Source organism: Nodosilinea sp. AN01ver1 (genome assembly GCF_050565655.1).
GTDB lineage: Bacteria > Cyanobacteriota > Cyanobacteriia > Phormidesmidales > Phormidesmidaceae > Nodosilinea.
In genome coordinates this window covers 41,335-52,988 of the sequence record NZ_JBNXVS010000044.1, presented here as the reverse complement: position 1 = coordinate 52,988, position 11,654 = coordinate 41,335, and the positions used below count along the sequence as shown (strand labels likewise).

Sequence of the window (11,654 nt, the reverse complement as noted above, 5' to 3'; positions counted from 1 at the left end):
TCACTCATAACCGCGATCCTGAACCCGCTATGGCGTCTCGGAAACAGCATGAGCAGCGCACCTATCGAATCGAGTTCAAAATACACACGTACTGCTATGGCGCTGATTAGTTTTGTCAGTCAACCAGCGCTGCATCTGTGGACACAAATCGTTGGCAAAATTCGCCTGGTGCAAACACCCTGGATCAATCACTCCTGGCATGTGCCGCTCTACCTGACCGTGCGCGGGCTGACCACCGGCCCCATCCCCCACGACGATCAGATCTTTGCAAATCGACTTCGACTTTTTTGACCACCAATTGCGCATTGCCACCAGCGAGAGCCGTGTGCGCACCATCGCTCTACAGCCGCGATCGGTGGCCGACTTCTACCGGGCGGTTATGAACGCCCTCGCCGATCTGGGCCTGGCCGTTACAATCAACACCAAACCCTACGACGCCGTGCGCTAGGCCGATGACCCCGACCAGGCGCTGCTGAGCTTTCTGCACAGCACCTGCGATGCGGCGGCGAAGCGAGCAAGTTGGGACACCGCCGCCCTGCGCCAGACCTGGTTCAAGTGATTGAAGCACACCGTCTAGAATGAGGCAGGCGCTGTAGGAGCAGGCGATTGGTGCAGTCTCAGTCTCAGGATCGATCTTCTCTAGAGCAGCTACAGCGAGTGTTGGGCAGCCTCAGGCGCTATCCCTGGTTAACGCTGGGGGCTCTGGTGAGTGCGCTGCTGCTGGTGGCGGCCTATGCGGTGACGCCACAGCTGTTTCGCTGGGCCATCGACCAGGGCATTGCCGAAAATAACCTGACGGTGGTGCTCCAGAGTGGTGCGGCCCTGGTGGTGGCGGCCCTGGCTCGGGGGCTGTTTAACTTTGGCCAGAGCTTTTGCGCCGAGGCGATGTCGCAGAGCGTGGTCTACGATCTGCGCAACCGCATTTTTAGCAAAATTCAAGTCCTCAGCTTTAGCTACCACGACCAGGCCCAGACGTCGCAGCTGCTCACCCGCGTCACCAGCGACATTGAGCAAATTCGCACCTTTCTCAGCACCAGCCTGGTGCAGGTGATTAGCGGCGCGGCAACGCTGGTGGCGATCGCCACTATTCTCCTGGCTATGAACTGGCGGCTGGCGCTGATTAGCCTGACGGTGGTGCCCCTGGCGGGATGGCTGATGGCGCGATTCTTTAACCGCAACAACGAGCTGTTTCGCCAGGTGCAGGAGCAGCTCAGCGACCTGAATGCAGTCTTGCAGGAAAACCTGCTGGGGGTGCGGGTGGTCAAGGCCTTTGTGCGAGAGGGGGTCGAGCGCGATCGCTACACCCAGCTCAACAACGGCCTGATCGCCGCCAACATGAAGACCATTTTGGCGATTCGCAATACCTTCCCTTTTATCTTTTTGGCCAGCAACCTGGTGGTGGTGGCGGTGGTGGGCTATGGCGGCGCGGCGGTAATTAGCGATCGCTTTTCGGTGGGCGAACTGGTGGCGTTTAACGCCTACCTGCTGCTGATTGTGCAGCCAATTTTGCTGATTGGCTTTGCCGCTCCGGCGATCGCCCAGGCGGCCTCCTCGGCTGAGCGAGTCTACGAGGTGATTGACGCGGCCATCGATATTCGCGATCGCCCCCACGCGGTCCCCTTTACGGCCTGCGGCGGCAGAGTCACCTTTGAAAATGTATCGTTTCGCTACCCCGGTGCCACCCGCCCGGCCCTGTGCGAAATTTCCTTTGAAACCAAGCCCAACGAGCTGATCGCCATCCTGGGCATGACCGGCTCGGGCAAGAGTACCGTCACCAACCTGATTCCCCGCTTTTACGATGTCACCGCCGGGGCCGTGCGCATCGATGGCCGCGACGTGCGCGACTTTACGCTCGAAAGCCTGCGATCGCGCATCAGCACCGTCTTTCAGGAGACCACCCTGTTCTCGGGCACCATTTTCTCCAACATTACCTACGCCAGGCCCGAGGCCAGCCTGGATGAGGTGATTGCCGCCGCCAAAGCCGCCCAAATTCATCACTTTGTGGAAAGCCTGCCCGACGGCTACGACACCATCGTCGGCGAGCGCGGGGTGGGGCTGTCGGGGGGGCAAAAGCAGCGAGTTGCGATCGCCCGCACCCTGCTGACCGACTACAACATTCTGATTCTCGACGACAGCACCAGCGCCGTCGATGCCCAAACCGCCGCCCAGATCCAGGCCGCCCTCGACGATCTGATGCGCCGCCGCACCTGCACCGCCTTTGTGGTGGCCCAGCGGATCAGCACCGTGCGCAGCGCCGATCGCATTTTGCTGATGGATAAAGGTCGCCTGGTCGCCCAGGGCACCCACGAACACCTGATGGCCACCAGCCCCCTCTACGGCGTAATTTTAGAATCGCAGGTAAAGTCCTCAGCGATTGTGGAGAAAGCGCATATTTAACTGAGCAGGGTTAGTGCGCGGGCGCGTAGCTGATCCGCAATTCTCAGACAGTTTTCTGCATCTTGGGCAGTTGCATCATCACCAGGATAACGGTAGGCTGTGGCTCCCAAAGTCAGCATTTGTAAATCCTCAGGCTCAGCTATCCACTCTGCATAGACCTCCTTTAAAGACTCATTTAAACTGACCAGATTATGGGTATAAGGGGGAACTTTTTCGCGTAAGATTAAGAGTGCTTTCATCAGCTTCTCTACACACTGCTGCGTGTGAAAGCAGACCGCGTCATAGTTCGGCTCTGGAGATTCCCAAATCAGGTTAGCGGTTCTCCAATCGCTATCCGCTTTACGAATCCACTCCTGGATGACTTTGCTCATAGAGAACAGTTCCCTGATCTACAGCGGTACGAATAAGCGGATCATACTCCTGATAACGCCAAACCAATTCACTGGGTGAGCGGACAATTAAATCAACCGGAAAATTTGGCTGAATCGCCCGCCATATGGCCATTGCCATCTCAGCATTGCGAATCTTATGGGGCATGACAATCAACAGGTCAACGTCTGAGTCTGCTCTAGGACTGCCATAGGCATAGGAGCCAAACAAGATGATTTTCTCTGGCCTAAATTGATGGGCGATCGACTGACAAAGTCTGTGAATTTGCTGCTCTGTGATCATGGCTCTTGGTGAGGGCATATCGTCCGGCTAATAGGTGGCCATCGTCTAGGGGTGCTTGGCCCCTAACTTGGGTTCGAGGATGGCGAGAGCTTGCTGGTAAAGCGATCGCCAGGATCAAACAGCGCTGCCATGACCACAACGGCTTGAATGCTAGCATGATGCCAGCTTTTGACTATGGGCGAGGAAAAGCAATGAAATGGCGTGTGGTGCTTGAGCCTGATACAGAAACCGGAGATTGGGCGATTTGGTGCCCGGAATTGCCGGGCTGCGTTTCTGCGGGTGAAACCGAGCAAGAAGCTTTAGACAACATTCGAGAGGCGATTGAGCTGTATCTTGAGGCAGAACCCCTTAATTTAGAGCTGGGTTCGGTGTTGCGGGAGATCCTTGTTTGATGGGGCGGTGACGTCAATTGACTGCCCGTTACGCAGCATTATGACCAGTGCTGACATCCCAGAAGCCGAGTGGAAATCCGACTAACTTTTGTCGGCTAAAGCGTTAAGGAACGACTACCGATGAGCCTCGCTGCACCCGCCCATGCCTCAACAGAACCCAAGCCCAGGCTTTCGACGATGGGGCGGTTTTTGCGGTACTTTACGCCCTACCGCCAGGAGTTACCCCTGGCCCTGCTGCTGGTGGCAATCGGGGCTACGACTCAGGCGATCGGGCCGCTGCTGATTGGCTGGGCGATCGACAACCTGATTTTGGCGGGCAACCTACCAGGGCTGCTGTGGATGCTGGGGTTGCTAACGGTCATTTACATCGTTGGCGTCTGGGCGATTCGGGGTCAGATCTGGCGCATGGGCGGCATTGTGCAAAAGCTGCTGGGGCAGCTGCGGCAGGATATTTTCGACAAAATTCAGAGTCTTCCCGTCAGTTTTTTCGATCGCAGCGAAGCGGGCGACCTGATGAGCCGCCTGCTCAACGATGTCAATACCGTGAACCAGGCCTTTGGCCTGACGATTCCCCAGGTGCTGGGCCAGACCTTCAGCCTAGTGGGCATCATCATCGCCATGCTGGCGATCAACGTGCAGCTGGGGCTGCTGAGCAATCTGGTGGTGCCGCTGATGATTTTTACCACCGGGTTTTTCTCCCGCTGGGCCAGGGGGCGGTTTCGCGTCACCCGGCAGACCATCGGCGACCTGTCGGCCAAGCTGGAAGAAGACATTGGCAGCGTAAAAGAGGCCCAGGCCTTTAACCGCACCCAGCTCAACATTGAAGAATTTGACAGCCTCAACGCCGCCAACCGCCGGGCCAACGTGCAGGCGGTGGCGGTGACGGCGGCGTTTTTGCCCTCCATCGACTTTCTCAATACCCTGGCCACAGCGGGGGTGATGGCCTACGGCGGCTACCTGGCGGTGACTGGGGCAATGACGGTGGGCACGGTGACGGCGTTTTTGCTCTACGTGCAGCAGTTCTTTCGCCCGATTCAGATTCTCAGCCAGTTCTACACCCAGGCTCAGTCGGCGCTGGCGGGGCTCGATCGCATTTTTCTGCTGCTGGACGAGCCCGCTACCCTGCAAGACGCCCCCAACGCCACCGAGATGCCCCCGATCGCCGGTGAGGTGCGGTTTGAGTCGGTGGGGTTTGGCTATACCCCCAACCAGCGGGTGCTGAAGGAGGTCAGTCTCTGCGCCCAGCCGGGGCAGATGATCGCGCTGGTGGGGCCAACCGGGGCGGGCAAAAGCACGATTATCAACCTGATTATGCGGTTTTACGATGTGTCGGAGGGGGCGGTGAAGATCGACGGCATTGACGTGCGTCGGGTAACGCAGGCGAGCCTGCGCCGCCAGATTGGCATTGTGCTGCAGGACAACCTGCTGTTTGGCGGCACCGTGGCCGAAAATATTGCCTTTGGTGCGCCCCACGCCAGTCATGCCGATATTGAGGCGGCGGCTCAGACCGCTAATGCCCACGACTTTATTACCTCCCTGCCCCAGGGCTACAGCACCCGGCTGGGCGAGCGGGGCGCACCCCTGAGCCAGGGCCAGCGCCAGCTGGTGAGCATTGCCCGCGCGGTGCTGATTGACCCCCGCATTCTGGTGCTCGATGAGGCCACCAGCAGCATCGATACGCGCACGGAGGGGCTGGTGCAGGATGCGATCGCAACCCTCTTGCAAAACCGCACCAGCTTTGTCATTGCCCACCGCCTCAGCACCGTCACCCAGGCCGACCAGGTGCTGGTAATTCAGCAGGGCGAGATTGTGGAGCGGGGCACCCACGCCGAGCTGATGGCGAAGGGGGGAGTTTACGCCAATCTCTACGCGCTTCAGCTCGGTACGGCAGAGTAAGGGGGCAGGGAATGACTGGCAACGAGCCCACTCCCGAACACCCCAGGGTAGGCACTGCCCACCTCCCACCCGACCATCCCCAATTCAGCAACGCAAAAAAAGGACTGCCCCGGTCGGGACAATCCTTTGAATGTCTGAGTGAAGCTATGCAGGGGGATTTTGACCTACACGTTAGCGCCGCTGGCGGGTTCGCTGCCCATGCCTTCGGCGGCACTGCGCAGAATATTGATTTGCTCTTCAAAGCCCATGGTTTCGAGGGCGGCCAGCAGATCCTGGCCCTGGCTGGTGAGTTTGTAGTCGTCGGGCATGGGGATGATCTCGCCGCTGGTCATACCCTGGGCCAGGAAGTACCAGAAGGCTAGTTTGGTATTAGCAGCCAGAGAGCCGTACTCGCGGCTAATTTGGTTGGCGTGGTCTTTGCGGGCGATCGCACGCATGGTGTCGAGCTGCTGCTGCTGCTCTTGCTCCTTAACCTGGTTGTAGAGGCCTGTCGCGATTTCTGGGGAGGCTGAGCCAGGTGCAGCAGGGGTAATTGAGTTGCCCATCTGCTCATAGACGAACCACAACAGCGCTAGCTGCTCGTCTACGTCTAAGCGTTGAAAAATGGATATGGCTTGGTCAGAGTTGTTGACTGCGGCTGTGTAATTGGTCATAAAAAATCCTGTTCTACAGTTGAGCTAGCAATGGGCAGCAGAACACAGATTTGGCGCTCTGTGCCTTGACTGGCTGTGTGTAACTTAACTTAATATTTGCCCCATTCCCTCTGTCGTGAGCCAGAAACAGGGCTAGCCTGGAGACAGGGAAAGCACTAATGACCTGAGCATGAAATGCTTGAATCCAGTCACTTCTGTACGGCTAAGACGCGATCCCTGCGGGGGTGGTTACGATGACTGCAGTGCAGTAAACCAGTGATCTCGATGCAGCGGCTGGTGTTTCGGTTCTATGCCGAGTTAAATGATTTTTTAGCGCCAGAGCGCAAACAGACAGAGTTCATTCACTGGCTGAATGAACCGGCCTCGATTAAAGATGCGATCGAATCTTTGGGAGTGCCGCATCCCGAAGTCGATTTAATTCTTGTCAACGGCAAATCAGTAGGGTTTGACTACTTGACTCAAAACGGCGATCGCGTCAGCGTTTATCCTCACTTCAAATCGCTTGAGGTTGGGGGCACCTCGCTGGTGCGCCCTGCCCCCCTGCCCCAGATCAAATTTGTGCTGGATGTGCACCTGGGCAAGCTTGCCACCTACCTGCGACTGCTCGGGTTTGACGCCCTTTATCGCCGCGACTACGGCGATGCCGAACTGGCCCAAATCTCTAGCCAGCAGCAGCGAATTTTGCTGACCCAAGACCGGGGGCTGCTCAAGCGCAGCCTGGTGACTCATGGGTATATTGTTCGTTCCCACGTGCCAGAGCAGCAGGCTAAAGAGGTGTTAGATCGCTTTCATCTGCACAATGCCGTTGCGCCCCTAGAGCGGTGCCCCCGCTGCAACGGGCGGTTAACTGCTGTGGATAAAGCCGAAATTTGCGATCGCATTCCGCCCCTGACTCGCCTGCACTACGACGCGTTTTCGCGCTGCCAGAGCTGTGGCCAAATCTACTGGAAAGGTGCCCACTACGATCGCATTCAGCAGCTAGTCGATCGGGTGACGTTAGCAACCGGCACGAGCGTTCAGCCAGACGATAGCGGTGTTTGAAATATAGCGATCGCTATTGCGCTTACGATGTCAACCGACCGCAAAAAACGCAGACCAGACGAAGCTGATCTGCGTTTGAGCTGAGGCGCTTGCTAACGGGCTTTAAGCAGGGGTTAAGCCGCCTGAGGCGATTGCAGCAGCGCCTGAATCGAAGCCTTCTCCAGCAAACCGGCCAGCGAGCCGTCGTTACCAATCACCGCCAGCGCCTGAATCTTGCGGGTTTCTAGCGTCTTGATGACCTCCATCAACGGCTGCTCGGCACCCACGGTCACAATGTCACCGGCAGATTCCATAATGGCGGCCACGGTGGTGTCTTCCCACTGCTCGCGGGGCACCTGCTTGAGGGCATCGACAAGCACTGTACCCACCAGCAGCCCCGTTTCGTCGGCCACCAAGAACTTGCGCCAGGCCGAGGGGGCGGCCAGCAGAGCATTGTCGGCAAACTCACGCAGAGACGTATGGGCCTCTACCACCGGGCTATCTTGCGCCACAGCGTCTTTTGCGGTCAGGCCAGCCAGACGGCCCTGCACGGTGCCAAACTGAGCGGTGCGGTTGGCATTTTGCAGCAGAAATAGACCAATTAGCAGGGTCCAAACGCTGCCCACAGGGCTGATGCCCAAGACAGAGCCAATCCCGAGGGCGATCGCAGTCCAGCCCAGCAGTTGACCCACGCGGCTGGCAAACACCAAGCCCTTGTGGGGCTGCCCGGTAATCTTCCACACAATCGATTTCAGCACGTTGCCGCCATCCAGCGGCAGACCAGGGATGAGGTTAAAGGCACCCAGAGCCAGGTTGATGTAGGCCAGCAGCGTGACGATTCCGGCCAGCGGACCAGAGAGGGGCAAGACCAGCCCGGCCACAGAGAACAGCGCAAAGAGCGCAAAACTGACCAGAGGGCCTGCGATCGCCACCTGAAATGCCCCTTTCGGCGTTTCAGACTCTTTCTCTAGCGCCGCCAAACCGCCAAACAAAAACAGCGTAATCGAGTTGACGCCAATGCCCTGCTGCATCGCCGCCACGCTGTGCCCCAGCTCGTGGGCCAGCACCGAGGCAAACAGCATCAGCGCCGCCGCCAACCCCAGCACCCAGGGCAGCGACCCACCCAGGGTGGGAAACGCCGCCGCCAAACCGCTGCCGTACTGCCATGTCACCAGGGCCAGCACCAAAAACCAGGACACATTCACATAAAAGGGAATACCAAACAGATTCCCTACCCGTAAGTTGCCGTTCATAGGGCACCTCGTAATTAAACCTGCGGACAGAAAGACTGGCTGTGAAACGCATCTCCTATCCAATGACCTTATTGTAACGAACTGTTAAAGAGGCTCTAATCCTGCAAAGGTGGTGAGAACCGAAGGAAATCGGGTGGGTTGGCGTGGGGGGTGAGGTGTGTGAGAGAGGCGAGGAAGGTGAGGAGGAAAGGTTTGTGGTTATGTGAGGTAGCCGTCTCGGCTGTCCATTTAGCCTAGGCAGAGTGTCTATTTCATAAGCCCATTCCTTCGACTCCGCTCAGGAATCGATCTCTTCCTCGTTGCCCTGACTTTCCACGTCAAGCGCTAGCGCCAAGACCTCTTGACCAACGGCGACATAATCATGCCAACCCAGTTCAGCCTTGGGGTCTTTCACGTCATAGACGGCTGTACCGGCCAGAGCGGCTTTTTGAAAGGCGGCGTAGCGGCGAATACCGCCCTCAAACAGCGGTAGCCCAGTCGTGAGCAGCATGTCTCTAACCTCAGCTCCGGCCCGGCTGGGGTAAGGCGGAATCATGGTCAGCAGAATGCGGTAGGGGGCGATGGGTAGCCCGGCCAGGTGCTGTACCATCATCGCCAGGGCATCGAGGGCGAGAATATCGGGAGTCGTCGGCAAGATCAGCAGATCGCAAGAAGTCGCCAGCAGGGCCAGGTCTTCGGCAATGGGCCGCGCTGGCGTATCGATGACCACATGGCCGTGGGGGGTAGCAATGGCCCCAGCCTGCCACTGGTCGACCACCACAAAGGGTAGCTCGCCCCGACTGGCCCAGGCCAGGGCCGACTGGTTGGGGTCGGCGTCGATCAGCAAGGTTTCGGCGTAGCCCTGCAAAAAAGCCGCCAGGTGAATGGCGGTAGTGGTTTTGCCCACGCCTCCTTTAAAGCTGGCGACGGTCACAATCATGAGATGGGCATGGGATGGGGGCAAGCAACGCCGTTGTTTTGAGCCTAGCGATCGCCTGGCCCCATTGTCGGCTTTGCCTGATAGGACATCAAGAGGCGTTGTCTTTGCTGCACCTACCGCTACCGAGAAGCCACCAGCACCACACCACCCATAATCAGCCCCAGCCCGACCAGGCGACCGAGCGACAAATCTTCCTTAAAGACCAGCACGCCAATCAAAACCGAGGCCAGGTAGATCATTGAAGCCGCCGGGGCCGCAACGCTGAGTTCAACCCGCGTGAGCAGCAGAATATAGAGCACCGCGCCGACTCCGTAGGCCATTAACCCAGCGACTAGCGCAGGGGTGGTGGCAATGCTCAAGATGTGGCCAAGGGCATTGGCGCTGGTAACCTGGCCGAGCTGCATCGCTCCCAGCTTGAGGAACAGCTGACCACAGGCGCTGGCCAGCACCGCCGCTAGCAGCAGACTAAATTCCTGAATCGTCACGGCGTTTCCTTAAACAGGTATTTGGAGCGCAGTTAATAAGCGGCTAGTAGCGTCAGCTATAGATGCTAGAGAGGTATAGTAGCGAACTTTTGAGGTGAAGGGAAACTGGCCCGTCGCCCAAGCCCCATAACAAGTCCAGCTCGAGATCTGTAGTTTTTCCGCCGACAGAACTCTACTTCTGGACTTGGATGAGATTTATTTTCCCAAGCTACGATGGAAGGCACTGCATAGCTCCCTGAATATATGACCGGCAAAACTCTTCTGGTTGGGCTGCGCGCCGACCAGTTTCGCCATCCCCTCGATCTTGAAGCCACCCGCGCCCTGAAGCAGCTGCCGGGGCTCGATGTAATGGTGCGGATGGCCCTGGCCCCGCTGGCGGAGCGGATGTTTCACCTCGACCATCTGGCCTCTAGTGTGCAGGTGAGCGATCGCCAGCTGCCCGATCTTCACACTTCGCTGGTCGAAGCCTGCCAGATTCTTGACCTGGAGGTGCCCCAGCTCTACGTGCGCCAAAACCCGGTGCCCAATGCCTACACCTTTGCCATGCGCGGCGAACAGCCCTTCATCGTCATCCACACGGCCCTGCTGGAATTGCTGACGCCAGCAGAAACCCAGGCGGTGATCGCCCACGAGCTGGGCCACCTCAAGTGTGAGCACAGTGTTTACCTCACCCTGGCCAACCTGTTGACTCTGGCGGCGGGCAGTCTGCCCCTGGGCGGGGTGCTGGCCCAAAGTCTGCAAAGTCGGCTGATGGAGTGGGTGCGCTGTGCCGAGTTTACCTGCGATCGCGCCGCTCTCCTCGTCGCCCAAGACCCCCGCGTTGTGGCCTCACTGCTGATGAAGCTCTGCGGCGGCTCGCCCTCGCTCATCGACCAGCTTAACGTTGACGCCTTTATCGATCAGGCCCGCGCCTACGACAGCCTCAGTGCCGATGCCCTGGGCGACGCCCTGCGGCAAATTCGCACCCAAGATCTGACTCACCCGGTGCCTGTACTGCGGGCCAGGGAGATCGATCGCTGGGCCAGCACGAATGATTACTACCAGCTGGTTAAACGCCCGGCAGTCGAGTATAATGAGAGTCCATCCAAGGGCGGATGGCGGAATTGGTAGACGCACCACACTCAAAATGTGGCGACTTCGGTTGTGCGAGTTCGAGTCTCGCTCCGCCCATGACTATAAATATTGAGTAATCTTCTTCCTAGTTGATAACTCTCCTGTGTTCATCTAGCTTAAACGCAATGACCACATCACTAACGCTTGATCTTTCAACATCGGCTTCGATACTGGGCATTCAACCAGACCTATTTTTAAGGTTCTTGAAAGCTAAAAATATTCCCGGTGTTCTTTTCTTTTCTGAAGAGCCTAAGGTATCAATTTTTACGTTAGCGCAGTTGTTGAACACTCAACCTGAGGTTCTAATGGACTGGCTAGAAGATCAAGCCCTAGGTCAACTTATGGAAGAGGTTGACGATGATGACTGGTTGGACGAAGAAGCTGGTAAAGCCTTTTATCAATCAGTTTTGGCCAAGGAAGGCTAATGGATTGGCAAGTTAGGTATACGAAAACGTTTTACAAAGAGCTGGCGAAAATCCCAGAAAGAATTAGGCAACAGATTGAAGGATTTGCCTTCGGCAATGCAGTTCAAGAAAACCCTTCTAGTGCTGGCAGAGTTGAAAAGCTAAAGGGATACGATGATTTCTACAAAGTACGCTTTGGCTCTTACCGTTTGGGTTTACGAATTGATCAAGAAAACCAGGTTGTTGAGTTTCGCCGAGTGCGGCATCGGCAAGATATCTATCGCAAGTTTCCCTAATTAGCTTCTTCCCCGCCGTTTCAAAAGGTTGATCAGCGATCGCACCAGGTCGCTAAAGCTAACTTTTTAACGAGTACTTGCTGATTTGAAAGATTTTTGCTCCATCAGCTAGATCTGGCATAGTGCTCTAAACTGGCTGGGTTACGAATGGCTG

General features: G+C 57.2%; 15 protein-coding genes, 1 tRNA gene and 1 pseudogene. 11 read left to right on the top strand and 6 right to left on the bottom strand.

The window, feature by feature from the left end; translation table 11 throughout:
• The 4 genes and pseudogenes from ACQ4N7_RS24560 to ACQ4N7_RS24545 form a co-directional block, all read left to right on the top strand.
• The coding region (locus ACQ4N7_RS24560; protein ID WP_430714080.1) for a DUF5996 family protein at nucleotides 1–291 on the top strand (291 nt) is incomplete at its 5' end.
• Nucleotides 266–448, top strand: a complete 183-nt coding sequence (locus tag ACQ4N7_RS24555) for a DUF5996 family protein (RefSeq protein WP_430714079.1) — start codon at nucleotides 266–268, stop codon at nucleotides 446–448. The genes ACQ4N7_RS24560 and ACQ4N7_RS24555, both read left to right, overlap by 26 nt.
• A gap of 12 nt (nucleotides 449–460) precedes the next feature.
• Nucleotides 461–559 (top strand): annotated as a pseudogene (locus ACQ4N7_RS24550) (DUF5996 family protein); the annotation flags it as partial.
• Nucleotides 560–606: 47 nt separating this feature from the next.
• Nucleotides 607–2,397, top strand: a complete 1,791-nt coding sequence (locus ACQ4N7_RS24545; protein WP_430714078.1) for an ABC transporter ATP-binding protein — start codon at nucleotides 607–609, stop codon at nucleotides 2,395–2,397.
• Here ACQ4N7_RS24545 and ACQ4N7_RS24540 read toward each other — a convergent pair.
• Together ACQ4N7_RS24540 and ACQ4N7_RS24535 are read right to left on the bottom strand one after the other, a co-directional pair.
• A complete protein-coding gene (locus ACQ4N7_RS24540; protein ID WP_430714077.1) occupies nucleotides 2,394–2,768 on the bottom strand; it encodes a HEPN domain-containing protein in 375 nt (124 codons plus the stop codon). The two genes, ACQ4N7_RS24545 and ACQ4N7_RS24540, sit on opposite strands and share 4 nt — an antisense overlap.
• A complete protein-coding gene (locus ACQ4N7_RS24535) occupies nucleotides 2,737–3,069 on the bottom strand; it encodes a nucleotidyltransferase domain-containing protein (protein WP_430714076.1) in 333 nt (110 codons plus the stop codon). Before ACQ4N7_RS24535 ends, ACQ4N7_RS24540 begins: the two co-directional genes overlap by 32 nt.
• Nucleotides 3,070–3,260: 191 nt before the next feature.
• Here ACQ4N7_RS24535 and ACQ4N7_RS24530 point away from each other — a divergent pair, with 191 nt between their 5' ends.
• Together ACQ4N7_RS24530 and ACQ4N7_RS24525 are read left to right on the top strand one after the other, a co-directional pair.
• The gene (locus ACQ4N7_RS24530) at nucleotides 3,261–3,461 is read left to right on the top strand and encodes a type II toxin-antitoxin system HicB family antitoxin (protein ID WP_430714075.1); all 201 of its coding nucleotides are present in this window, start codon (nucleotides 3,261–3,263) and stop codon (nucleotides 3,459–3,461) included.
• Between the two features lie 120 nt (nucleotides 3,462–3,581).
• Nucleotides 3,582–5,357: an ABC transporter ATP-binding protein gene (locus tag ACQ4N7_RS24525; protein WP_430714074.1), complete on the top strand. Its 1,776-nt coding sequence runs from the start codon at nucleotides 3,582–3,584 to the stop codon at nucleotides 5,355–5,357.
• Nucleotides 5,358–5,521: 164 nt separating this feature from the next.
• Here the strand turns inward: ACQ4N7_RS24525 and ACQ4N7_RS24520 are convergent, their stop codons facing one another.
• Nucleotides 5,522–6,010, bottom strand: coding sequence for an orange carotenoid protein N-terminal domain-containing protein (locus tag ACQ4N7_RS24520; RefSeq protein WP_430714073.1), 489 nt, complete (start codon nucleotides 6,008–6,010; stop codon nucleotides 5,522–5,524).
• Nucleotides 6,011–6,274: 264 nt separating this feature from the next.
• Between ACQ4N7_RS24520 and ACQ4N7_RS24515 the strand changes: the two genes are divergently transcribed.
• Entirely contained in the window at nucleotides 6,275–7,051 is a 777-nt protein-coding gene (locus ACQ4N7_RS24515; protein ID WP_430714081.1) for a Mut7-C RNAse domain-containing protein, read from the top strand.
• A 113-nt stretch (nucleotides 7,052–7,164) separates the two neighbouring features.
• On the opposite strand, the gene ACQ4N7_RS24510 is transcribed toward ACQ4N7_RS24515, so the two are convergent.
• The 3 genes from ACQ4N7_RS24510 to ACQ4N7_RS24500 form a co-directional block, all read right to left on the bottom strand.
• Complete coding sequence (locus tag ACQ4N7_RS24510) at nucleotides 7,165–8,283, bottom strand: site-2 protease family protein (RefSeq protein WP_430714072.1); 1,119 nt, start codon at nucleotides 8,281–8,283, stop codon at nucleotides 7,165–7,167.
• A 277-nt stretch (nucleotides 8,284–8,560) separates the two neighbouring features.
• On the bottom strand, nucleotides 8,561–9,202 hold the full coding sequence (locus ACQ4N7_RS24505) for an AAA family ATPase (protein WP_430714071.1): 642 nt from the start codon (nucleotides 9,200–9,202) through the stop codon (nucleotides 8,561–8,563).
• A 119-nt stretch (nucleotides 9,203–9,321) separates the two neighbouring features.
• Nucleotides 9,322–9,687, bottom strand: a complete 366-nt coding sequence (locus tag ACQ4N7_RS24500; RefSeq protein WP_430714070.1) for an EamA family transporter — start codon at nucleotides 9,685–9,687, stop codon at nucleotides 9,322–9,324.
• A gap of 243 nt (nucleotides 9,688–9,930) precedes the next feature.
• Between ACQ4N7_RS24500 and ACQ4N7_RS24495 the strand changes: the two genes are divergently transcribed.
• The 4 genes from ACQ4N7_RS24495 to ACQ4N7_RS24480 all read left to right on the top strand — a co-directional run bounded on the left by ACQ4N7_RS24495 (nucleotide 9,931) and on the right by ACQ4N7_RS24480 (nucleotide 11,500).
• Nucleotides 9,931–10,797 carry a M48 family metallopeptidase gene (locus ACQ4N7_RS24495; protein WP_430714069.1) on the top strand — a complete coding sequence of 289 codons (867 nt, stop codon included), beginning with the start codon at nucleotides 9,931–9,933 and terminating at the stop codon, nucleotides 10,795–10,797.
• Nucleotides 10,776–10,857: transfer RNA gene (locus ACQ4N7_RS24490), tRNA-Leu, on the top strand. Before ACQ4N7_RS24495 ends, ACQ4N7_RS24490 begins: the two co-directional genes overlap by 22 nt.
• A gap of 68 nt (nucleotides 10,858–10,925) precedes the next feature.
• A complete protein-coding gene (locus tag ACQ4N7_RS24485) occupies nucleotides 10,926–11,225 on the top strand; it encodes a hypothetical protein (RefSeq protein ID WP_430714068.1) in 300 nt (99 codons plus the stop codon).
• A complete protein-coding gene (locus ACQ4N7_RS24480) occupies nucleotides 11,225–11,500 on the top strand; it encodes a type II toxin-antitoxin system RelE family toxin (RefSeq protein WP_430714067.1) in 276 nt (91 codons plus the stop codon). Before ACQ4N7_RS24485 ends, ACQ4N7_RS24480 begins: the two co-directional genes overlap by 1 nt.
• Nucleotides 11,501–11,654 lie beyond the last annotated feature (154 nt).

Excerpts from the sequence above, each read along its gene's own strand:
- ACQ4N7_RS24485 (WP_430714068.1), top strand. The coding sequence starts at position 10,926 with ATGACCACATCACTAACGCTTGATCTTTCAACATCGGCTTCGATACTG.
- ACQ4N7_RS24480 (WP_430714067.1), top strand. The coding sequence starts at position 11,225 with ATGGATTGGCAAGTTAGGTATACGAAAACGTTTTACAAAGAGCTGGCG.
- ACQ4N7_RS24525 (WP_430714074.1), top strand. The coding sequence starts at position 3,582 with ATGAGCCTCGCTGCACCCGCCCATGCCTCAACAGAACCCAAGCCCAGG.
- ACQ4N7_RS24510 (WP_430714072.1), bottom strand. The coding sequence starts at position 8,283 with ATGAACGGCAACTTACGGGTAGGGAATCTGTTTGGTATTCCCTTTTAT.
- ACQ4N7_RS24520 (WP_430714073.1), bottom strand. The coding sequence starts at position 6,010 with ATGACCAATTACACAGCCGCAGTCAACAACTCTGACCAAGCCATATCC.
- ACQ4N7_RS24540 (WP_430714077.1), bottom strand. The coding sequence starts at position 2,768 with ATGAGCAAAGTCATCCAGGAGTGGATTCGTAAAGCGGATAGCGATTGG.
- ACQ4N7_RS24515 (WP_430714081.1), top strand. The coding sequence starts at position 6,275 with ATGCAGCGGCTGGTGTTTCGGTTCTATGCCGAGTTAAATGATTTTTTA.
- ACQ4N7_RS24505 (WP_430714071.1), bottom strand. The coding sequence starts at position 9,202 with ATGATTGTGACCGTCGCCAGCTTTAAAGGAGGCGTGGGCAAAACCACT.
- ACQ4N7_RS24535 (WP_430714076.1), bottom strand. The coding sequence starts at position 3,069 with ATGATCACAGAGCAGCAAATTCACAGACTTTGTCAGTCGATCGCCCAT.
- ACQ4N7_RS24495 (WP_430714069.1), top strand. The coding sequence starts at position 9,931 with ATGACCGGCAAAACTCTTCTGGTTGGGCTGCGCGCCGACCAGTTTCGC.
- ACQ4N7_RS24530 (WP_430714075.1), top strand. The coding sequence starts at position 3,261 with ATGAAATGGCGTGTGGTGCTTGAGCCTGATACAGAAACCGGAGATTGG.